The sequence below is a fragment of the Sinorhizobium fredii genome (genome assembly GCF_002944405.1).
In the GTDB taxonomy this organism is placed as follows: Bacteria; Pseudomonadota; Alphaproteobacteria; order Rhizobiales; family Rhizobiaceae; genus Sinorhizobium; species Sinorhizobium fredii_C.
The window spans coordinates 1,142,474-1,162,288 of sequence record NZ_CP024307.1 but is presented as its reverse complement, the minus strand read 5'-3'; the positions used below and the strand labels follow the sequence as shown (position 1 = coordinate 1,162,288).

Genomic DNA, 19,815 nt, shown 5'->3' with positions numbered 1-19,815 from the left:
CGCGCTGCTCGATCGCCTCACCCACCACGTCAATTCTCAAAATGAACGGCGACAGCTATCGCTTCGCTCAAAGTCGCGCCCGACAGGCCCGCCAAAACCGGTAGGAAAAATTACCTCGCGCGCAGGAGGACCCTGCTGGGGCTAGGCCCTCCCGGCGTTCCCCTGCGCGCCAAACCTGGCCTCGTTTTACGCACCAACAGTCGAGTTTAGCTCGCGTTGACACCGGCGGTGCCTGTCGTCATAGTTGCGGCCAAACCCCTCTGCGTCTCCAGCAATCACGAGCCCAGGCGAGCACCAGTCATGAGCAAGCCCAACTTGCATGATCGTTCGGGTCCGTCGGCCGCGGCGCAAAAGAGCAACATATCGAATGTCAAGGGGCGTGCAGCCGATGCGGAGATGGCCCGCGCGCTCGGGACCACACCATTTCGCATGGCATTGGATCCCTCCGGTGGCGGGATCGCCCACTGGAAACATGACCCATTGCACGACGTCGTCGAGCCCATGAGTGATCACGTCATCATGGCTTACAACGGCGTGGTACAGCGCATGGAGCGGCGATCAGGAAGATCGGCTTCGCCTGGAACGTTTCGTCGTGGGGTTGTGGTCATCATTCCGGCCGGATCAAGCTCCCGGTGGGATATTCCGAAACCTGTCGATGTTGTTCAGCTCTATCTTCCTCCCGCAATGCTGAAGCGCGTCGCGGACGAAGCCGATACCGCGACCCCGACCAATCTCCTCGACCGAACGGCGCATCCCGACCCCATTACATCCCGATTGCTCTTGGGCGCGGTCGATGCCCTGGACGGCAATGGGCCCCTGGATACACTGTTCAGGCAACAGCTGACAGAGCTCCTTGCCACGCGCCTCCTGGTCGCGCACGTCGGCTCGCCAACCACCCAGCAGCCAGTCGTCGGTGGCCTGTCGCCGACGGTGCTGCGCCGCGCCATCGAACGCTTACGCTCGGATAGCGATACGGACGTCTCTCTTGCTGCTCTCGCTTCGGATGCCGGCCTGTCGCGCTTCCATTTCTGCCGTTCCTTCAAGGAAACCACCGGGCTTTCGCCGCATGCCTGGCTGCGCCAATACCGGCTCGATCAGGCCATGGACATGCTGCGTGACCCCGATATGTCGGTCGCATCGGTTGCCGCTGCGCTCGGCTATGCCTCGCAAACAGCGTTCGCTGCGGCGTTCAGGCAGTTGACCGGCGAGACCCCGAGCGAATGGCGACAGCAATCGCGCTAAGCAGGAATTGCTCTTCAGTCAGGTCAATCGCTCAGGGGCAGCCAGCCATCTGGCAACACTCCACGAGCGATTTCGGAGTACCTCGCGGCGGAAAGTGGGTCTTCGTTCAGTTAAAAGACCAGCCACGTCACGAAGGGCCTCATAACCGCGGTCAGCCAGCAGCGCTGGCTTCGAACGCCGGCCTGTCGCGCTTCCAACTCTGCCGCGCTTTCAAGGAGAGCACCGGCTCTCGCAGCGCCAGCTGGCCCCAGCCGGACGATGCTGCGCGACACCGACGAATCGGTCGTCTCGATTGCCGCGGCGCCTAGCTACTCCTCTCGGACTGCCGTCGCGGCCGCATTCAGGAAGCTGACCGGCGCAACCCTGGGCGATTGGCGGAGACGCAGTGTTAGCAGCAATCACTCTATAGCGGCGGCAATCGCTCTGGGGCGGCCGCAAGTCAAGTTCGATAGATTCATCATGGCGACACACCAGCAATGAGCGTGTCGCCGATCTCTGAACACCTCGCCGGCATCGACCGCGCTTTCACGCGGAAGCGCAGTCGGCGCAGGATCGAGCGCCAACATCGAACGCAGGAGTTTTCAAAGATGAACCAGATGACCCCCAACACACAGCAGCAGGCAAACATGAGCTTGGACAACACCTCTCCCTCCGGTAAATCGCGACCGGATGAGTTGGTTCCGTCGCGCTACGCGGTGCAGGTCGGCGAGATTGAAGTGCTGGTAATCAGCGACGGGGTGCTGCCGCTCCCAACCCAGATGTTGGGACACAACGCCGACCCGGCCGCCCGGGCGGCCTGGCTGAAGGACATGTTCCTGCCGCAAGACGCTTTCGACTGGGCGCTGAACGTGGTCGTGGTGCGGAGCGGCGACCAGACCATACTCATCGATGCTGGGCTGGGGATGGACCCCGACTTGAACTTGCCGCGGGCCGGGCAGTTGATCAAGCGACTGGAAGCCGCCGGCATCGATCTTGCATCGGTGACGGACGTGGTGCTGACCCACATGCACATGGACCACATTGGCGGACTGCTCGTCGACGGGGTGAAGGAGCAACTGCGTCCGGACCTGCGGATCCACGTGGCCGCCGCTGAGGTCAAGTTCTGGGAGACGCCCGATTTCTCCCACGTCTCCATGCCGCCCGGCTTCCCGGACGCGCTTAGGTCGGCCGCCAAACGGTTCGCAAAGGAGTACCAGAGCCAGCTGCGGCTGTTCGATGATGAATACGAGGTGGCGCCGGGCGTGGTCGTCTCTCGCACCGGCGGCCACACGCCCGGGCACAGCGTGGTCCGCGTGGCATCCGGCGGCGACCGGCTGATGTTCGCCGGCGACGCCGTGTTCGCGGTCGGGTTCGAACACCCCGACTGGCACAACGGCTTCGAACATGACCCCGAAGAGGCGGCCCGTGTTCGGGTCCGTCTTCTGTGCGAACTGGCCGAGACCGGCGGACAGCTGGTGGCCACTCACCTGCCGTTCCCGTCCGTCGGCCGGGTGGCGGTCGACGGCGACGACTTTCGTTGGGTCGCGGCCTTCTGGGACTACTGACCCCTTGTTCGGTCAGGGGCCGAACTGGGGGCGTATCCTTCCAGTTCGGCCGACACGTCTATGGCCTCGACAGGACCGGCCCACCGCGCAACCCCCTACTGGAACGAATGAACAATGCGGCGCGCCGAGCGCCCGCGAATGGAGAAGCTCATGAAAATCGTCATCATCGGCGGAACCGGCCTGATCGGTTCAAAGACAGCCGACCGCCTTCGCAAGCAAGGCCATGAAGTCATTGCCGCCGCTCCGAACACCGGCGTCAACACGATCACCGCCGAAGGTCTCGCCGAGGCGCTCACCGGCGCCTCCGTCGTTATCGACCTCGCAAACTCGCCGTCCTTCGAGGACAAGGCAGTGCTCGAATTCTTCGAGACATCGGGCCGCAATCTGATGGCGGCGGAAAAGGCCGCCGGTGTAAAGCATCACATCGCGCTTTCGATCGTCGGCGTCGACCGGCTGCCTGACAGCGGCTACATGCGGGCCAAGGTCGCCCAGGAAAAGATCATCCGGGGAGCCGGCATTCCCTATACGATCATCCATTCGACTCAGTTCCTGGAATTCCTCAGCGGCATCGCCCAGTCCGGCACGGTCGGCGACACGGTGTATCTGTCGCCAGCCTACGTCCAGCCCATCGCCTCGGACGATGTGGCCGACAACGTGGCCGCCGTTGCGACGGCCGCGCCGATCAATGGCATTGTGGAGGTCTCGGGGCCGGAGCGTGTCCGGCTGAACGAACTCGTTGCTCGCTACCTGAAAGCAATGGGCGATGCTCGCAAGGTCGAGGCAGATCCGGAGGCTCGCTACTTCGGCGCCAAACTGGAAGATGGCTCGCTCGTCTCCGACAACAATCCCCGCATCGGCCGCATCACCTTCGAGCGGTGGTTCGCAACCGTAGCGCGGAAATGACCGAGCACCGGTGCGTCGCATCAGGCGGCGCACCTTCCGACCTCACGAAAGGAGTTTCGACATGATCAAGCCAATTTTTGCCGCTTTTGCCACGACGGCCCTCTTGTCCGCTGCCGCCGCTGCCCACGACGCCGGCGATAAGGATGCTACGGTCACGCTGGTTTACGAGCACGAATTGCCGAATGTTCCGGGCAAGAGCATGAAAGGTGTTCTCGTTAAATATGGTCCCGGCGGCTTCTCCTCGGCCCACACGCATCCGGACTCGGCCTTCATCTACGCGACCGTCCTGGAGGGCGCCATCCGCAGCCAGGTCAACGACGGTCCCGTCAAGACCTACAAGGCGGGCGAGAGCTTCTCTGAAATGCCGGGAGACCGTCACGGCGTCAGCGAGAATGCCAGCGAGACCGACCCGGCGAAGCTGCTGGCGGTCTTCGTCGTCGACACCGATCAGGTGGACCTGACCTTTCCGATCAAGAACTAGGCGAAAGGGCCAGCTGCCGTCGGCGGCATCCGGCCCTTCGCGATCGTTAAAAATCATTGCTGGTGAGCCCTGCACGCAGCGGACGCTCACCACCAACAATTCGCTAAAGGACCAAGGCAATGGCATATGTTACCACCAAAGACGGCGTCGACATCTTCTGCAAGGACTGGGGTCCGAAGGGCGCACGGCCGATTATGTTCCATCATGGTTGGCCGCTGAGCTCGGACGACTGGGATGCTCAGATGCTCTTCTTCCTCTCCAAGGGTTATCGAGTCATCGCCCATGATCGCCGCGGCCATGGCCGCTCTTCCCAGGTTGCCGAGGGCCATGACATGGACCATTACGCCGCCGACGCCTTTGCCGTCGTCGAGGCGCTGGACCTGAAAAACATCGTCCATATCGGCCATTCCACCGGCGGCGGTGAAGTTGCGCGTTATGTCGCAAAGCACGGCGAGCCCGCAGGCCGTGTTGCCAAGGCCGTTCTGGTCTCCGCCGTTCCGCCGCTGATGCTCAAGACCGAAGCCAATCCGGAAGGTCTGCCGATCGAAGTGTTCGACGGTTTCCGTGCCGCGCTTGCTGCAAACCGCGCCCAGTTCTTCCGCGACGTCCCCGCCGGTCCCTTCTACGGCTTCAACCGCGGAGGCGCCACGGTCCAGGAAGGGGTGGTCCAGAACTGGTGGCGTCAGGCCATGATGGGCAGCGCCAAGGCTCATTACGACGGCATCAAAGCCTTCTCGGAAACCGATCAGACCGAGGACCTGAAGGCCATCACCATTCCGACACTGGTGCTGCACGGTGAGGACGACCAGATCGTGCCCGTCGCGAACGCCGCGCTGAAGTCCGCCAAGCTTCTGAAGAATGGCACCTTGAAGACCTATCCGAACTTCCCGCACGGCATGCTGACCATCAATGCCGATGCGCTGAACGCCGATCTACTGGCCTTCGTCCAAGCTTGACGTCAGTCAGGGGCGAGTTGCGGCAATCAAATGCCGCAGCTCATTTCCAAGGAAACTGTTCGCCTGGACATCTGCAACGATCCCATCTGGCTGACCGGGGTGGTCGCGCCTGTGCTGAGGCGTGCGACCGGGCGCCATCTCGGCTCAGCGATCCGCGTCGCCATCGCTCATCAAGAGCGGCAACGATGACGGGCGGCCAAAACCTCTGGAGTAGATAACATGAGGCTCGTTATTGTAGGCGCCGGCTTCGCCGGTATGTACGCCGCTCTTTCCGCAGCTCGCCTGCGCGACATCGAAGACGTTTCGCCCGAAGACCTCGAGATTGCGCTGGTAGCTCCTCAGCCGATGTTGGTGATCCGCCCTCGACTTTATGAGCCGAAGCCCGAGACCCTTACCGCGCCTCTGAAGGAGGTGCTTGACGCCGTCGATGTGGTCTACGTGCAAGGAAGCGTCGAAGCCGTCGACACCAAAGCCCGCGCCGTGGACGTCGTCAATGCCAAGGGGGAGCGCAAGTCCCTTTCCTATCATCGCCTGGTGATCGCAACCGGTAGCCGGCTGTTCCGCCCAAATATTCCCGGCCTCGCAGAACATGGCTTCAGCGTCGACAATCTCGATGACGCAATCGCCCTCGACCGCCACCTGCACAAGCTTGCGACTATGCCCGCCTCAAAGGCACGCGACACCGTCGTTATTGCAGGCGCCGGCTTTACAGGAATCGAGACGGCAACGGAGATGCCTTCACGCCTGCGGACCATCTTCAACAGAAACGCCAAGCCGCGCGTCATCATCGTCGATCGTGGCCCTGCAGTCGCCCCGGACATGGGTGAACATCCTCGCCCTGTCATTGAAGATGCGCTGCGCCACGTCGGCGTTGAGACGCGGCTCAATGCCGGCGTCGCATCGCTGGACAAATCCGGCGTCACGCTGAGCACCGGCGAGCGCATCGAAGCCGCGACCGTGATATGGGCGGCAGGCCTTCGCGCCAATCCGCTGACGACGAAAATTCCCGCCGCCCGTGACTATTTTGACCGGCTGCTCGTCGACAAGTGCTTGCGCGTGCCGACCGTGCCTGGCGTCTTCGCCACCGGCGACGCGGCGCGCGCCGCATGCGATGACATCGGCAACTATGTGCTGATGTCGTGCCAGCACGCCACCCGCATGGGCGCCTTCGCGGGCAACAACGCAGCCGCCGAACTGCTAGGTGTGCCGACCCGGTGCTATCACCAGAAGGCCTACGTCACCTGCCTCGACCTCGGCGAAGCCGGCGCAATCTTCACCCGCGGCTGGGACCGCAAAGTGGAGATGGTCGGTGAGGGCGCCAAGAAGACTAAGCAGGAAATCAACACGGTGTGGATATATCCGCCGAAGGCCGAGCGTGCCGCGGCGCTGGCTTCAGCTGATCCGGAGCGTGTGACGGATCTGTAAGCACCCCACGCGATAAGAACTGCGCCCTGCGCAAGGGCGCAACTTGCAATGTCTGCTTGTGCGCAAAGTGGCTCTTCCGGCGAATTGCTTTGATCTTCCGGTCTCCACCCGTGCGACGTAATCTGAACCCGAAAGATCGACCCTTACGACATTCCTCGACGAAATGTGATCGGGGAGTAATGCTGCGAATAGCAGACACTCCCGGATAGCCAGAACCGGTCCATCTCCGAATTGGAGATGGTCGCGGAGGCGGCACTAAGCTATTCTTCCCTGGTTCGGAGTGTGTGGCCATGAATACCGGGCAGCACCAGGGGCAGAGGTGATGTTACCCCACGAAGAACGCCGACTGGCGGCAATCTTCGTTGCCGATGTGGTTGGCTACTCGCGCCTTGTAGAGCTTGACGAGAAAGCAACGCTCGCGGCATCAAAGATCTGCGTCAGGCCTTGTTCGAGTCCTTGCTGACGGAGCACCATGGCCGCCTCGTCAAGCTGACCGGCGACGGCCTGATCGCCGAGTTCGGTTCCGTCGTTGATGCTGTTGCCTGCGCAGCTGAAATTCAGAAGCAACTGCCTGACCGGCAGGTGGAGATACCGGCTGAGCGCCGGATTATCTTACGCATCGGCATCAACCTGGGCGACGTTCTGGTCGATGGCGACGACCTGCTGGGGGACGGCGTTAACGTGGCAGCCCGCTTGGAACAGGCCTGCCCGCCGGGCGGCGTCCTGATCTCCGGAACAGCCCACGACCAGCTCCCGGGCAAGCTGGATTGTGGCTTCGAGTACGCGGGCGAACAGCGCCTGAAGAACATTGCGCGGCCTGTGAGGGCCTACCGGATGGTGCTCGATAGCGCTCATGACGCCGCAACGGTCGCTTGGCCTTCGGTCGATAAGCCTGCGGTGGCGGTGCTGCCCTTCGAGAACATGAGCGGCGATCCCGAGCAGGTCTATTTCAGCGACGGCATCACCGAAGACATCATCACGGAACTCTCGCGCTTCCACGAGCTCATGGTGATTGCACGCAACTCATCCTTTTCGTTCCGCGGGAAAAGCATGGACGTGCGCGAGATCGGCCGCTTGCTCGGGGCCCGATACCTGGTCGAGGGCAGCGTCCGTCGGGCTGGAGGTCGCGTGCGTATCACGGCCCAGCTCGTGGATGCTGCCACCGGAGCGCATTTCTGGGTGGAGCGATACGACCGCGCCCTCGAGGACGTGTTCGCCGTCCAGGAGGAGATTTCTCAGAGCATCGTCGCGACGGTGGCCCAGCGGATCATCCAGGACAGCGAGGTTGCGGGCCGACGACGTCAGCCCGAAGACATCCGTGCGTATGACCTATTCCTCCAGGGGAACCGCCTTTCCGACGTGTTCACGCCGGAGGCCCAGGCGAGGGCGCAGGCACTTTTCGAGGGGGCGCTCCAGATCGACCGGGGCTTTGCCCGAGCCCATACGGGCCTGGCCTGGGTTTACCTCAACCGTTCGGTCGAGGACAGCGTCGGGGTGCCGCGCGAGAAGGACGAGAACCGGATTGCGGCGCTGCGCCAGGCCGAAGAAGCGCTGGAGAAGGATCCCAACGATCCGCGGGTGCACTCCACGCTCGGGTACATGTGCCTGATGTGGCGCGACTTCGACCGGGCCGAGCGGCACATGGACCTTGCACGGGCCATGAACCCGAATGATCCATTGATCCAGATCTTTTGGGCCTGGATGCAGTCGTGTCTGGGAAAGCCGGAGCGGGCTTTGCCCGCGGCCGAGATCGCCTTCCGGCTAAATCCATGTCATCCCAGCTGGTACAATTATTATCTCTCGCACATCCTGTTCCGGCTGGGGCGGGATAGGGAAGCGGCCGACCTCTTGGAGCGGCTCATAATGGACGCGCCGGCGCGGCGGCACCCGCGCTACATGGCTTTGCGTGCGGCAGCCTGCGGTCATTTGGGGCGCATCGAGGAGGCGCAGCGATGTGCCAGGATCTCCATTGAGTCGGTCAGCAAGTGTTGGCACGGCGATCCGGCGGCGGGTCCGCGGGAATATGTGGATTGGCTCGTGGACGTCTTGTACCTGCGGCGGGATGAGGACGCGGAGCGGCTGCGCGAGGGCTTGCGGCGTGCCGGGTTGCCGGCCTGAGGATCACTCTCCGTCCGCTCTTTGCAGCAAACAGGTCATTCCGCCAGCCATCCCATTGGGCGGGGTTCCACCCATCTCGGCCTTTTGCTCCGGATCGATCATTTCCGCGCAGTGCACTGACATCGCAAGAATGCGACAGCGGCCGAAAGCGGGAGACGGCGCATGTTCACCAGGGGAGCTAAATCCTCCACGTCTAGTTCACAGATGGAAGGAGAATGATCATGAAAACCTGGTTCATCACCGGCGCCTCCCGCGGCTTTGGCGCAAGGGTCGCGCAACTCGCGCTCGAACAGGGCGACAATGTCGTGGCCACTGCACGGAACGCCGCTGGTGTCACCGACAGGCTGGGCCAGCATTCGAACCTGCTGGCGCTGCCGCTCGATGTCACCGACGAGGAGCAGGCCCGCGCGACGGCGGCGCGCGCCGTAGAGCGGTTCGGCCGCATTGATGTGCTGCTGAACAATGCCGGCTTCGGCCTGCTCGGGGCTGTCGAGGAAGCCACGGCTGAGGAGGTCGAGCGCCTCTATCGCACGAATGTGTTCGGCCTGCTCGGCGTCACCCGTGCGGTGCTGCCTTACATGCGTGCGCAACGCTCCGGACGCATCCTCAATATCTCTTCTATCGGCGGCTATCGCAGCGCGGCGGGCTTCGGCGTCTATTGCTCCACCAAATTCGCGGTAGAAGGACTCTCCGAGGCCCTTAACCAAGAGCTCGCGCCGCTCGGCATCCATGTCACCGTCGTCGAGCCAGGCTATTTCCGGACCGACTTCCTGGATTCGTCGTCTCTGTCGGTGAGCCCCACACGCATTGAGGATTACAACGGCACGGCTGGCGCCACACGCAGCCGCGCAACCGACCTCAACCATAGCCAACCCGGCGATCCAGCCAAACTTGCCAGCGTGCTCGTCGCCTTTGCGGATGCGGTCAATCCGCCGGTGCGGCTGCCGCTGGGGAGCGATACTGTCAATGCAATCGAAGCGAAGCATGCCGCCGACGCAGCGATCGTGGCAGAATGGCGGCAGGTCTCGCTGTCGACGGACTTTGCCGCCTGATGCGGCGAACGCCTGAGTTCGTGCGCGCCGGCGTACACCGCCTGCCGGCGCGCTTATCCATAAAGCGTGGTGAGGTGCTGTCACCGATCCGAGTATCTGAGCAATCGTTAGGAGCGCTCAAATGTCCAAGACCAAGCCGTCGGCGCATTCGCATGCGCACCACGTAACAAGAATGAGCGGTCGCGATACGCATCAGGGCCAGCGCGCGGCAACCCCGCTGGAACTGCTCTTCGATCTGACCTTCGTGATTTCCTTCGGTCTAGCTGCTTCACAGCTCGCGCACCTCCTGGCGGAGGGGCATTTCAAAGCCGGCCTGATCGGCTTCGGCTTTGCCAGCTTTTCGATCTGCTGGGCTTGGGTGAACTTCTCCTGGTTCGCATCTGCCTATGACACGGATGACTGGGTATTCCGCATAGTGACGATGGTGCAGATGGCCGGAGTGCTTATTCTTGCGATCGGGCTGCCTCCGATGTTCGAATCGATCGACAAGGGTGAGCAACTGGACAACGGCACCATGGTACTCGGCTATGTCGTCATGCGCGTTGCGATGGTGTTCCAGTGGCTTCGGGCGGCGCGTCAGGATCCGCCCCGCCGCAGGGCCTGCATGACCTATGCGGCGGCGATCGCCATTGCCCAGCTTGGCTGGACAGTGCTGATCTTCCTCGACTTCTCGCTGCTCACGACCTTTGCTTTCGTAGTTGTGTTAACGGCGGTCGAAATGACCGGGCCGGTGATTGCGGAATCACACCAGGGAGGAACGCCTTGGCATGCCCATCACATCGCCGAACGCCACGGCCTGCTTGCCATCATCGCGCTTGGGGAGGGCGTGGTCGGAACGGTTGCGTCAATCACGGCCGTTGTCGAAGGGCACGGCTGGAACCTCGACGTCGTTCTCGTCTGCATCGCCGGGACAGGATTAACCTTCGGCATGTGGTGGATCTATTTCCTGCTTCCGAGCGCGGAGATCCTGCACCGGTTTCGCGAGCGCTGCTTCATCTGGGGCTATGGCCACATCCCAATCTTCGCCTCGATCGTTGCGACCGGCGCAGGTCTGCATGTCGCCGCCTATTACATTGAGCACAAGGCGCATATTTCCTCGGTGGCGACGGTGCTGACGGTTGCTGTTCCGGTCGCGATCTACGTGGCGCTGATCTACGCCATGTACACGTATCTGCTGCGCCGTTCGGACCGCCTCCATACTTGGCTGCTGTCGGGGACGGCTCTCGTACTGGCGGCGTCCGTTGCCGCTGCCTTGGCAGGCATTCCTATGTCCGTGTGCCTGATCATCCTGATGCTGGCGCCAGTCGTCACGATCGTCGGCTATGAAGTTGCCGGCCATCGCCACCGGGCCCAATCGATAGTGCTCGCGCTTGGCGACGATCCGAGCGACACGAGCACGCTTGGAAGTACCGGCGGCAGGTAGTCGCCCAGCCACCGTGTCTTGCAGACTACAACTGTTTGCCAGCAAGCATGGGTGCCAAACAGGCGCGACCTCTAGGGGTGCCGCCCTTGCTTGAATGAGCTTAGCTCCCCAGCCCCGTCTCCCAACAGCGCTCTGCGATACTCCGTCGGCGTGGTGGCTGTGACCTTACGGAACGCCGCAGCGAATGCGGAGGGCGTCTGGTAGCCGACCGAGAGGGCGATCTCCGTCACCGGCAGCTCCGGCATCGCCAGCAACTGCCGCGCCTGCGCAATCCGCAAATTGACCAGCCATTGGTGCGGCGTCTGTCCGGTAGCACGTCGGAAGGCGGTGCAGAAATGGAAGCGGCTGAGATTGACCGTTGCCGCCAGTTCATCGAGCCCGATTTCCTCCTCAAGGTGCTCGCGCATATAGGCGGTCACGCGCTTGACCTGCCAGTCCGCGAGCCCTCCGCGAGGTTCCTCGACCGTCAGCGCGCTAAAGGAGGAGTGTCCACGCACGAGTTGCAGGCATAGGAGGTCAATGGCCTGCTCCACGAACAACCGGGACGACGGGTCGTCCAGCCGCGCCTCGCGGCTCAACAATTCGAGAATGCGCGCAGCCGAAGGGTCTTCGAAGCCGACGCGCCCGATCAACTCGACGCGTTTGCCGCCGGCGAGGAGATCAGCGCTCGCCTGAAGCCGCTCCTGAGGGAAATAGACGTGCGACACCTCGATCGGCCCGGCGATATCCCAGCGCCCGTCATGACCTTCGGGAATAAGCGTGATCGTTCCGGGCCTTGTCCTTGAAGCATGGCGCCTGCCACCGGAACGCCAGGATATCTCCTGGTCAGCACCGTAATAGGTCATCACCACATGGCTCGACAGCCCTGGCAGCGAATCGTGCAGCGCGCCATGGCTCCAGCGCGTGGTCAGTCGGGTTTCACTTCGAAGCGCTTCGCCCACCAGAGCGGGCGGACGGTCCAAAATCCTGCCAATGCTGTCGACTGGATCACCAGCCAGGCCAATGGATGCCTTACCGCGGGCATTTTCCGCAGTCGTTGCTCGCGTTGGAAATGTCATCAACCCCTCTCAGAGAGCCATAGCCGCAATCTACGAACATTCGTCGCAACCGAGCGACGGCCCGACTTCCGCACAATACGTAATCCTTTTCCTCGACGGCAACACCGCCTCACCGCAGAAAAGGAGACTGTTCATGAGCAAGAAGACCATCCTCATCACCGGCGCCGGTTCGGGCTTTGGCAAGGGCGCCGCCATCGGCATGGCCAAGAACGGCCACGACATCATCGCCACGTGCCAGGTTTCGCCGATGGTCACCGCACTGCGCAACGAGGTGGAGGCGCTCGGCCTCGCCGACCGTATTCGCGTCGAGCGGCTTGACCTCACCGACCCCTACGACGTCCGCCAGGCCCAGAGCTGGGATTTCGACATTCTGTGGAACAATGCCGGTCAGGGTGAGCCCGGCCCGGTCTGGGAAATTCCGGTCGACATCGTGCGTCGCAATTTCGAGATCAACGTCTTCCTGCCACTGACGTTGACGCAGGGCGTCGTTCAGAAGTGGGTGCGCGAGGGCAAGAGTCAGGGCAAGAAGGTGGTCTTCACCTCCTCGATGGGCGGCCTGTTCACCCCGGGCAACTGGGGCACCTACGTTTCCACCAAGCACGCACTGGAGTCGATCGCCGAAGCGTTGCAGCAGGAACTGGCCGCATACGGAATCAAGATCCAGACGATCAATCCGGGCGCCTACTACACCGGCTACAACGAAACCATGGCCGACAATCCGTTCCGTTGGCTGGACGACAGCAAGAACATCACCAAGCGCGCCGACCTGCGCAAGGGCTTCGACGATTTCTTCGCCACGCCCGAGGGTCGGATGGATCCCGCCGAGATGATCGAGCGCATGATCGAAATCGTCCCGGCCGACACCGGCAAGTTCCGCAACGTCTGCCCCAAGGTGATCGAGGACATGCTGAAGAACCACCAGCTCGCCGCGTGGGAGAACCAGATCTGACGCCCCATCCGGCCGTGATGCGAACAACCCCTGCCCCGTCACGTTACGGCCGGACCTTTCACTCGAGGAGCACTGACATGAGCATTACCCAATCTCAGGCCGAAGCGGCGCTCGCCGCGGCCCGCCAGGCCGCCGAAGTAATCGGCGTTCCAATGAATATCGCCATCCTTGACGCCGGTGTTCATCTGAAAGCCTTCTCCCGCATGGACGGGGCCTTGCTGGGCTCGATCGACATCGCTCTTGGGAAGGCCAGGACCGCTGCCCTGTTCGGGCTCGGCACCGAGGCGATCGGGGAATTCAGCAAACCGGGCGGTACATCGCCCGGCCTTGAGCTGACGAACGGTGGCCTCGTCGTCTTCGCCGGCGGCCTGCCGATCCGCGACGAGAACGGCGTACTGCTCGGCGCGGTCGGCGTGTCCGGAGGGGCGGTAGCTCAGGACCTCCAGGTCGCGCAAGCCGCAGTCGTAGCCGTCCAAGACGGTTAGTCGCCGCTGACGCCATGGCGAAGCAAGAGGTCCCAGATCTGCCGAAAAGTTCCTTCTGGCAGGCAGGTCGGGGCGCCGTCTCCGCAGACGACCGCGCGCGCCGCACGCGTCGGGTATCTCCGTATGATAATCCCGTGCTCCTGCACGGACCTTATCCGGCATCACTCTCGTGTTGGATCTTGCCGTTTAAGCAAGCATCGATGGCCAAAGCACGAGCATGCGCCACCCACGACCTCAATCCTGCGGCGCATAGAGCCGTCTCGGATTCCGTACTCCCTTGAGTTGGAAAGTGCCGACGTCGGCCAGGAACTCCGCATCTCTCTCAGCGAGCAGCGCACGAAAGTTTTCCGACACCAGCAGCGACCGGCCTAAAGCCCTGCTACTCGCCGCGATCCGGCAAACTTCGTTCACTGCCGGGCCGATTACGGTAAAGTCCAGCCTTTCGTCGCTGCCGATGTTGCCGTAGAACACTTCGCCGAAGTGCAAGCCGAGATAGATTGACGTTGTGGCCAAGCCAAGACCGCGACGTCGTTCGTTGAGTAATGAGAGGTTCTCCGCAAGTCTGCGCCTCGCCTGAAGCGCGGCGTCCGCCGCTTCCTTGGCATCTGTCCGATTGAAGATGGCAAGAACGCCGTCGCCGATCAGCTTCAACACGTCTCCCCCACAGTGGTGGATCCCCGAAATGGTCGCCTCCGCATAGTCATTCAGCATGGCGATAAGCTCGCTGCTGTGCACCGTTTCGGACAGCGACGTGTAGTTTGCCATATCCGAGTACCAGAGCACCGTATGAATGCTCTCAACTCGGCCCCGCGCGATGCGACCTTCTAGCACCCGCTTGCCGGCGTCGTGCCCGAGGTAGACTTCAACAAGCGAATTCGCCACCTGACGAAGCGCCGCCGACTTGATGGCGAGCGTCAAGGCGGGCACGAGCCTGCGAAAGGCATCCAGATCCTCACGGCGAAAGCCGCCCGGCCTGTCCGTCGACCAACGGCAGTAGAGATTGTCCATTTCGCCGATCGCGTCGTTTCCGCCCAGCGGGATTATCTGGGCGAAGTAGCCGGTGTGGCCTGCTTGCTTGAGTTCCGCAAGGACCGGAAACTGGTCCGGCACCTCCCCGGCCAACGGCAGGTGGAGCTCGGAAAGCCCATTCTCCAGCATGTGATGGAAAGGGCTGCTGCGCCACTGCTGAGCATTGTCTTCGGAATCGTCGCGAAGGAATTCCCGGTGCCGGGCGTCGAGGCTCTTGCTCGCTTCCCAATAGAAGCCCTCCGATTCTCGAACGGGATGAAGGGTATCCAGGAAGATTGCCGCCTCGACGAGCTCGACGCCGAGTGCGCGCACGCGCTCGCAGAAGCCCGCGATCAGGTGGCCCTCGCTCGCGCCGCGAAGGCCCTCATTGAGCAGCCAGTCGAGAATGCGGTCGGTCCTTTCGCTGGTCATCGCCTGCACTGCCCCAATCGTCCCCTCATGCCTTGATTGCGTCCACAAGGGCGCGAAAGCCGGCGGACATATGCCGCCGGCTCGGATAGTAGAGATATAGCGGCTCTTCCGGCTGGCACCAGTCGTCCAGCACCCGGATCAATTCACCGGAGGCAATGAACTTCTCGACCCGGTTTTCCCAGACATAGGCGAGAGCGACGCCGCCGAGCGCGGCCTGGGTCATGAGCTCGTGATCGTCGAGCGACAGCGGCCCGGTCGGCTGGAAGGTGATTGCTTGCCCGTCCCTCTCGAATTCCCATGGATAACGCGACCCCGATGGAAACATGTTCTGGATGCAGAGGTGACGCTTGAGGTCGTGCGGCGTCAGCGGAACCGGCCGCCGCTCGAAATAGCTCGGCGAGCCGACGACCACGAGCCGCAGTCTCGGCTTGATACGCACGGCGATCATTCCCTCCGTCACGCGCTCGCCGAAGCGAATGCCGGCGTCGAATCCTTCCTGCACAATGTCGACGAGTCTGTCGGTCGCGCTGATCTCGAGCTCGAGATTCGGGTTCTTCTCCAGTAGCGGGCCGATGATCCAGCCGATGACGAAGGGGGCGATCGAGTTCGGGACGTTCAGCTTCACTCTGCCGAAGGGCGTATGGCGAAAGCGGTTCAGCGCGTCGAGCGCCGACGTGATCTCACCGAAGGCCGGATCGAGGTGCGACTGCAGCAGGGCGCCCGCTTCGGTGAGCGAGACGCTACGCGTGGTACGATTGAGAAGGCGAACGCCGATCCGCTCCTCGAGGTTGAGAACGGCATGACTGATGGCCGACGCGGTCACGCCCCGCTCCTCCCCCGCCCTGCGAAAGCTCTTGTGGCGGGCAACGGCTGCGAAAGCCGATAGCTCGGACAACTCGGTCGCACGCATTGTTGAATCTCACTCAGTATTATCTCGCAAAAAACAAATCTTATACATCAGCGATTTTGAGGTCAAATTCCATGCCGTCAGCAGAGAGCTGAAGAACACGACATCGGAAGGAGCTCGTCATGAAAGTCTGGTTCATCACCGGCGCGTCCCGCGGTTTCGGAGCGCTGATCACAAAGGAAGCCCTGGCCGCTGGAGACGCCGTTGTCGCCACAGCACGCAACCCCAAGGCCATCACGGAAAAGATCGGCGAACACCGGAACCTGTTGGCGGTCGCCCTCGACGTCACCAACGAAGACCAGGCAAAGGAGGCAGCAGCACTCGCCGTAGAGCGGTTCGGCCGCATCGACGTGCTCGCCAACAACGCAGGCTACGGCCTGTTGGGCGCAGTCGAGGAAGCAACGGCAAGCGAGATCGAGGCCCTCTATGCCACCAATGTCTTCGGGGTCTTGAAGGTTACGCGCGCCGTGCTGCCGCACATGCGCCGCCAGCGCTCGGGCCACATCCTGAACTTCTCGTCGATCGGCGGCTACTTTGGCTATCCGGGCTGGGGCGTCTATGGGTCGACGAAGTTCGCGGTCGAAGGCCTGTCGGAGTCGTTGGCAGCGGAGGTCGCCCCCTTCGGCATCAAGGTGACGATCATCGAGCCCGGCTTTTTCCGCACGGACTTCCTGCACGACAGGTCGCTGGCGATCAGCCCGGCTTCCATCCCGGACTATGTCGGAACCCCGGCCGGTGACATGCGCCATTTCGCGGCCGCTGCCAACCACGCCCAGCCCGGTGACCCTGCAAAGCTGGCCAAAGGCATCCTGACCCTCGCCAATGCGGTCAATCCTCCTTTGCGCATGCCATTTGGCAGTGACACGGTGGCAAAGATCGAAGAACAGAATGCAAGCGTTGCCGAGGAGCTGGCGAAATGGAGAGAGCTTGCTGTCTCTACGGACTTCGACGTGTGATCGAACGGCTTCCCTCAAGTCACCCCGGTCGGCAGCGGCCCGCCGGGGTGACTGACTTAATACACCCCCTCAGCCCCTCAATCGGGACATTCGGCACCGGTGCTGACCCAGGCAGCGATCAATGTGGCAAACGTCTCCTGCGAACCGGGAGGAGCACTGCGACCTTCGCCAGGGTGCCAGGCCCAGCCGACCAGATGGTCTTCGCCCATGTGGCGTATGAGATCGGCAAGGGAACGATTGCCGTTCCGGCTCGTGTCTTTCACCTGCCGGCAGATCTCACCCACCGTCAGCCCTTGCCACGCCATGCTGGCCGGCGCCAATGACCAGTGCGCGTTCCCCGGAATTGATTTCATGCGGCTGCCGACCACCGGACGATTCTCGGCACCGTGGCAGGTGCTGCAGACAAGTCCCGCCGGACCCAGCGAGCTTTCGCTGGCATTTATCAGCGGCACATGCGGGTGCATGTCTTCACCCTGCGTCGGGCTGCGCGTCGCCGGATGGCAGTTGATGCAGCGCGGATGCGTCATGACACGGCTTGCCTCCTCGAAGATGGCCTTCGAGCGCGCGCTGGTGTCCGCAATCGCGTCAAAGTCGGAAACGGACTTGAGGGCTCCACCATCCGATGTTTCAGCATAACTCTGCAGTGATCCCATACCGGCAACGATACCGGTCGCCGCGAGAACGGCGACGAGCCCGAAGGCGGAAATCCGCTTGATCATGATCACGCCCTCCGCAATTCGTTATGGTCGATCGGCAGCGAGCGCAGCCGCTTGCCGGTTGCCACGAAGATCGCATTGAGGAGCGAGGGGGCGACGCCCGGTGTGCCGACCTCGCCTATGCCGCCTGGCGCCTCGGAACTTGGCACGATGTGAACCTCGATCTTCGGCGTCTCGTTTATTCTGAGGACGGGAGAATCGTCGAAGTTGCTCTCAACGACGGCGCCGTTCTCGACCGTGATGCGTCCATAGAGTGCAGCACTCAGACCGTAGATGATGCCGCTCTGTATCTGGGCTTCGACCGTGTCCGGATTGATGACCTGGCCGCAGTCGACGGCGCAGATGATGCGCTCGGTCTTTAGGCTTCCGTCGTCCCCGATGCTCACTTCCGAGATCATCGCGGCGAAACTGCCGAAATCCTCCGAAAGCGCGATCCCTCTTCCCTTGCCAGGGGGCAGAGCGGTTGCCCAACCGGCCTTCTCCGCCGCAAGATCGAGCGCGGCGAGGAGACGCGGCTTATGCTGAAGCAGGCGCCTGCGGTATTCCAGCGGATCGACGCCGGCGGCATGGGCCAACTCGTCGATGCCGCCTTCTATGGCAGGAAGGTTGCGTGTGGCACCGACTCCGCGCCAGTTGCCCGTCAACATTCCCTCCGGTGCCTCATGGCGGACGAAGTCGGTATATTTGTTCCGGATGGCATAGGGGGTTTCGGCCCCCGCCATGATGTCGAGGTCTATGCCATCGCGGGTGAAGGCCGGCAGCCAGCGCGCCATTACCGAAGGGCCGATGACGCGGTGACGCCAGGAAACCGGCATGCCGTCGGCGCCCAGGGTCGCCGTGACCTTGCTGTAGTTCAGATAGCGATAGCAGTCGTGGCGGATGTCCTCCTCGCGGCTCCAGGTGACCTTGACCGGGCCATCGACCTGCTTTGCGATTTTCGCCGCCAAGATGATCCCGTCGACATCAAGCCGCCGCCCGAAACCGCCGCCGAGCAGGTGGTTGTGCACAACGACCTTCTCCAATGGAAGCCCGGTCACATCGGCGACGGCTTGCCGTGCTCGCCCCATGACCTGGGTACCTACCCACACGTCACAGCCATCGCTGCGAACATGTAGCGTGCAGTTCATCGGCTCCATTGCCGAATGGGTGAGGATCGGGAGGCGGTAGACGAACTCAAGCGCAGGTCCGTGCTCGGCTTCGGCTTTTGCAACATCGCCCTCGTTGATGTGCGGCAGGGCGTTGCCCCCAATCGCATCTTCCGCGCGCTTCTCCAAATCAACCAGCGAAAGAGTGCCATTCGGGCCTGGCTCCCATTCGATGGAGAGAGCAGCGAGCCCCTTTCGTGCGGCACCGGTGTTGTCTGCCAGGACGGCAACAGCATCCTCGATACGGACAACTTGTTTGACGCCTTTTACCGCCATTGCCGGTCCGGTTTCGACCGCGCGCAGCTTGCCGCCGAAGTGGGGACAGATCGCGATCGCCGCGTAAGACACGCCTTGCGGACGGGCGTCGATGCCGAATTTCGCGGTTCCGTTTACCTTTTCCGGACTGTCAAGGCGCCGGACGGACTGGCCGATCAGTTTGAAGCTGGACGCAGGCTTCAGTGGCATTTCCTGTGGAACGGCTTCGGATGCCGCGGCCTGTATCAGACTGCCATAGGCGGCGCGGCGGCCGCTTGCGGCGTGGACGACATGCCCGGCCTCGGCACTGCACGTTTCGGGCGCAACGCCCCAGTCACGCGCAGCGGCGTTCACCAGCATGATGCGGGCGGCAGCGCCCGCCTTGCGCATCGGCTCGTAAACAGCGCGGATTGCGATGGAGCCGCCGGTGATCTGGTCGCCGAGCAAAGGGTTTGCATACCGCGTGGGATCAGCAGGCGCGTGCTCCAGCTCCACCTGATCCAGGGTGACTTCAAGCTCTTCGGCCAAGAGCATGGCTACCGAAGTGTAGATCCCCTGTCCCATCTCCACGGACGGCATGACGAAGACAATCTTGCCGTCGGCGGGGATGCGAATGAAGGCGTTGGGTTCAAACGCTTCTGCGGCAGCGGACGAAGGCGAAGGCTGCAGGCCGATGACGAGGCCCGCTCCCGTCAGCGATGCGCCGATCAGAAAATGCCGGCGCGATACCGGAAGGGTGAGTTTGTCGTGAACGGACATG

At 62.5% G+C, this 19,815-nt stretch carries 18 protein-coding genes and 1 pseudogene; 14 read left to right on the top strand and 5 right to left on the bottom strand.

The window, feature by feature from the left end:
- The first annotated feature begins 300 nt into the window (after positions 1-300).
- From NXT3_RS05605 to NXT3_RS05560, 11 genes and pseudogenes are all read left to right on the top strand, one after another.
- Entirely contained in the window at positions 301-1,242 is a 942-nt protein-coding gene (locus NXT3_RS05605; protein ID WP_104838927.1) for a helix-turn-helix domain-containing protein, read from the top strand.
- A gap of 158 nt (positions 1,243-1,400) precedes the next feature.
- Positions 1,401-1,626: pseudogene (locus NXT3_RS32275) on the top strand (helix-turn-helix domain-containing protein); the annotation flags it as partial.
- A 203-nt stretch (positions 1,627-1,829) separates the two neighbouring features.
- Positions 1,830-2,786, top strand: a complete 957-nt coding sequence (locus NXT3_RS05595; protein ID WP_104839941.1) for an MBL fold metallo-hydrolase — start codon at positions 1,830-1,832, stop codon at positions 2,784-2,786.
- Positions 2,787-2,936: 150 nt separating this feature from the next.
- On the top strand, positions 2,937-3,689 hold the full coding sequence (locus NXT3_RS05590) for an SDR family oxidoreductase (RefSeq protein WP_104839940.1): 753 nt from the start codon (positions 2,937-2,939) through the stop codon (positions 3,687-3,689).
- 61 nt (positions 3,690-3,750) lie between these two features.
- Complete coding sequence (locus NXT3_RS05585) at positions 3,751-4,170, top strand: cupin domain-containing protein (protein WP_097528030.1); 420 nt, start codon at positions 3,751-3,753, stop codon at positions 4,168-4,170.
- Positions 4,171-4,289: 119 nt separating this feature from the next.
- Positions 4,290-5,126, top strand: coding sequence for an alpha/beta fold hydrolase (locus NXT3_RS05580; protein WP_097528031.1), 837 nt, complete (start codon positions 4,290-4,292; stop codon positions 5,124-5,126).
- A 30-nt stretch (positions 5,127-5,156) separates the two neighbouring features.
- Positions 5,157-5,315, top strand: a complete 159-nt coding sequence (locus NXT3_RS31585) for a hypothetical protein (RefSeq protein ID WP_158255710.1) — start codon at positions 5,157-5,159, stop codon at positions 5,313-5,315.
- Positions 5,316-5,345: 30 nt separating this feature from the next.
- Complete coding sequence (locus NXT3_RS05575) at positions 5,346-6,551, top strand: NAD(P)/FAD-dependent oxidoreductase (RefSeq protein WP_097528032.1); 1,206 nt, start codon at positions 5,346-5,348, stop codon at positions 6,549-6,551.
- A gap of 444 nt (positions 6,552-6,995) precedes the next feature.
- Positions 6,996-8,669: an adenylate/guanylate cyclase domain-containing protein gene (locus tag NXT3_RS05570; RefSeq protein ID WP_337442168.1), complete on the top strand. Its 1,674-nt coding sequence runs from the start codon at positions 6,996-6,998 to the stop codon at positions 8,667-8,669.
- A 221-nt stretch (positions 8,670-8,890) separates the two neighbouring features.
- Complete coding sequence (locus NXT3_RS05565; RefSeq protein ID WP_097528036.1) at positions 8,891-9,721, top strand: oxidoreductase; 831 nt, start codon at positions 8,891-8,893, stop codon at positions 9,719-9,721.
- 121 nt (positions 9,722-9,842) lie between these two features.
- Positions 9,843-11,144, top strand: a complete 1,302-nt coding sequence (locus NXT3_RS05560; protein WP_199773326.1) for a low temperature requirement protein A — start codon at positions 9,843-9,845, stop codon at positions 11,142-11,144.
- A 71-nt stretch (positions 11,145-11,215) separates the two neighbouring features.
- Here the strand turns inward: NXT3_RS05560 and NXT3_RS05555 are convergent, their stop codons facing one another.
- The gene (locus NXT3_RS05555; protein WP_104838926.1) at positions 11,216-12,202 is read right to left on the bottom strand and encodes an AraC family transcriptional regulator; all 987 of its coding nucleotides are present in this window, start codon (positions 12,200-12,202) and stop codon (positions 11,216-11,218) included.
- Positions 12,203-12,335: 133 nt separating this feature from the next.
- On the opposite strand from NXT3_RS05555, the gene NXT3_RS05550 reads away from it, so the two are divergent.
- Positions 12,336-13,151, top strand: coding sequence for an SDR family oxidoreductase (locus NXT3_RS05550; RefSeq protein WP_104838925.1), 816 nt, complete (start codon positions 12,336-12,338; stop codon positions 13,149-13,151).
- A 77-nt stretch (positions 13,152-13,228) separates the two neighbouring features.
- Positions 13,229-13,636 carry a GlcG/HbpS family heme-binding protein gene (locus NXT3_RS05545; protein WP_104838924.1) on the top strand — a complete coding sequence of 136 codons (408 nt, stop codon included), beginning with the start codon at positions 13,229-13,231 and terminating at the stop codon, positions 13,634-13,636.
- Between the two features lie 234 nt (positions 13,637-13,870).
- On the opposite strand, the gene NXT3_RS05540 is transcribed toward NXT3_RS05545, so the two are convergent.
- Positions 13,871-14,977, bottom strand: a complete 1,107-nt coding sequence (locus tag NXT3_RS05540) for an adenylate/guanylate cyclase domain-containing protein (protein ID WP_158665315.1) — start codon at positions 14,975-14,977, stop codon at positions 13,871-13,873.
- Positions 14,978-15,101: 124 nt separating this feature from the next.
- Positions 15,102-15,986 (bottom strand): LysR family transcriptional regulator, encoded by an 885-nt coding sequence (locus NXT3_RS05535; protein ID WP_104838922.1) that lies wholly within the window; start codon positions 15,984-15,986, stop codon positions 15,102-15,104.
- A gap of 119 nt (positions 15,987-16,105) precedes the next feature.
- Here NXT3_RS05535 and NXT3_RS05530 point away from each other — a divergent pair, with 119 nt between their 5' ends.
- A complete protein-coding gene (locus tag NXT3_RS05530) occupies positions 16,106-16,939 on the top strand; it encodes an oxidoreductase (protein WP_104838921.1) in 834 nt (277 codons plus the stop codon).
- A 77-nt stretch (positions 16,940-17,016) separates the two neighbouring features.
- On the opposite strand, the gene NXT3_RS05525 is transcribed toward NXT3_RS05530, so the two are convergent.
- Both NXT3_RS05525 and NXT3_RS05520 read right to left on the bottom strand, forming a co-directional pair.
- Complete coding sequence (locus NXT3_RS05525; protein WP_104838920.1) at positions 17,017-17,658, bottom strand: Isoquinoline 1-oxidoreductase subunit; 642 nt, start codon at positions 17,656-17,658, stop codon at positions 17,017-17,019.
- A gap of 2 nt (positions 17,659-17,660) precedes the next feature.
- Entirely contained in the window at positions 17,661-19,814 is a 2,154-nt protein-coding gene (locus NXT3_RS05520; RefSeq protein ID WP_104838919.1) for a xanthine dehydrogenase family protein molybdopterin-binding subunit, read from the bottom strand.
- Position 19,815: the final 1 nt, after the last annotated feature.

What these genes read in the sequence shown, in the direction of transcription:
- NXT3_RS05575 (WP_097528032.1), top strand. Translation starts at nt 5,346, where the DNA reads ATGAGGCTCGTTATTGTAGGCGCCGGCTTCGCCGGTATGTACGCCGCT.
- NXT3_RS05595 (WP_104839941.1), top strand. Translation starts at nt 1,830, where the DNA reads ATGAACCAGATGACCCCCAACACACAGCAGCAGGCAAACATGAGCTTG.
- NXT3_RS05565 (WP_097528036.1), top strand. Translation starts at nt 8,891, where the DNA reads ATGAAAACCTGGTTCATCACCGGCGCCTCCCGCGGCTTTGGCGCAAGG.
- NXT3_RS05585 (WP_097528030.1), top strand. Translation starts at nt 3,751, where the DNA reads ATGATCAAGCCAATTTTTGCCGCTTTTGCCACGACGGCCCTCTTGTCC.
- NXT3_RS05560 (WP_199773326.1), top strand. Translation starts at nt 9,843, where the DNA reads ATGTCCAAGACCAAGCCGTCGGCGCATTCGCATGCGCACCACGTAACA.
- NXT3_RS05530 (WP_104838921.1), top strand. Translation starts at nt 16,106, where the DNA reads ATGAAAGTCTGGTTCATCACCGGCGCGTCCCGCGGTTTCGGAGCGCTG.
- NXT3_RS05555 (WP_104838926.1), bottom strand. Translation starts at nt 12,202, where the DNA reads ATGACATTTCCAACGCGAGCAACGACTGCGGAAAATGCCCGCGGTAAG.
- NXT3_RS05520 (WP_104838919.1), bottom strand. Translation starts at nt 19,814, where the DNA reads ATGTCCGTTCACGACAAACTCACCCTTCCGGTATCGCGCCGGCATTTT.
- NXT3_RS05545 (WP_104838924.1), top strand. Translation starts at nt 13,229, where the DNA reads ATGAGCATTACCCAATCTCAGGCCGAAGCGGCGCTCGCCGCGGCCCGC.
- NXT3_RS05590 (WP_104839940.1), top strand. Translation starts at nt 2,937, where the DNA reads ATGAAAATCGTCATCATCGGCGGAACCGGCCTGATCGGTTCAAAGACA.
- NXT3_RS05525 (WP_104838920.1), bottom strand. Translation starts at nt 17,658, where the DNA reads ATGATCAAGCGGATTTCCGCCTTCGGGCTCGTCGCCGTTCTCGCGGCG.
- NXT3_RS05550 (WP_104838925.1), top strand. Translation starts at nt 12,336, where the DNA reads ATGAGCAAGAAGACCATCCTCATCACCGGCGCCGGTTCGGGCTTTGGC.
- NXT3_RS05605 (WP_104838927.1), top strand. Translation starts at nt 301, where the DNA reads ATGAGCAAGCCCAACTTGCATGATCGTTCGGGTCCGTCGGCCGCGGCG.
- NXT3_RS05535 (WP_104838922.1), bottom strand. Translation starts at nt 15,986, where the DNA reads ATGCGTGCGACCGAGTTGTCCGAGCTATCGGCTTTCGCAGCCGTTGCC.
- NXT3_RS05580 (WP_097528031.1), top strand. Translation starts at nt 4,290, where the DNA reads ATGGCATATGTTACCACCAAAGACGGCGTCGACATCTTCTGCAAGGAC.
- NXT3_RS31585 (WP_158255710.1), top strand. Translation starts at nt 5,157, where the DNA reads ATGCCGCAGCTCATTTCCAAGGAAACTGTTCGCCTGGACATCTGCAAC.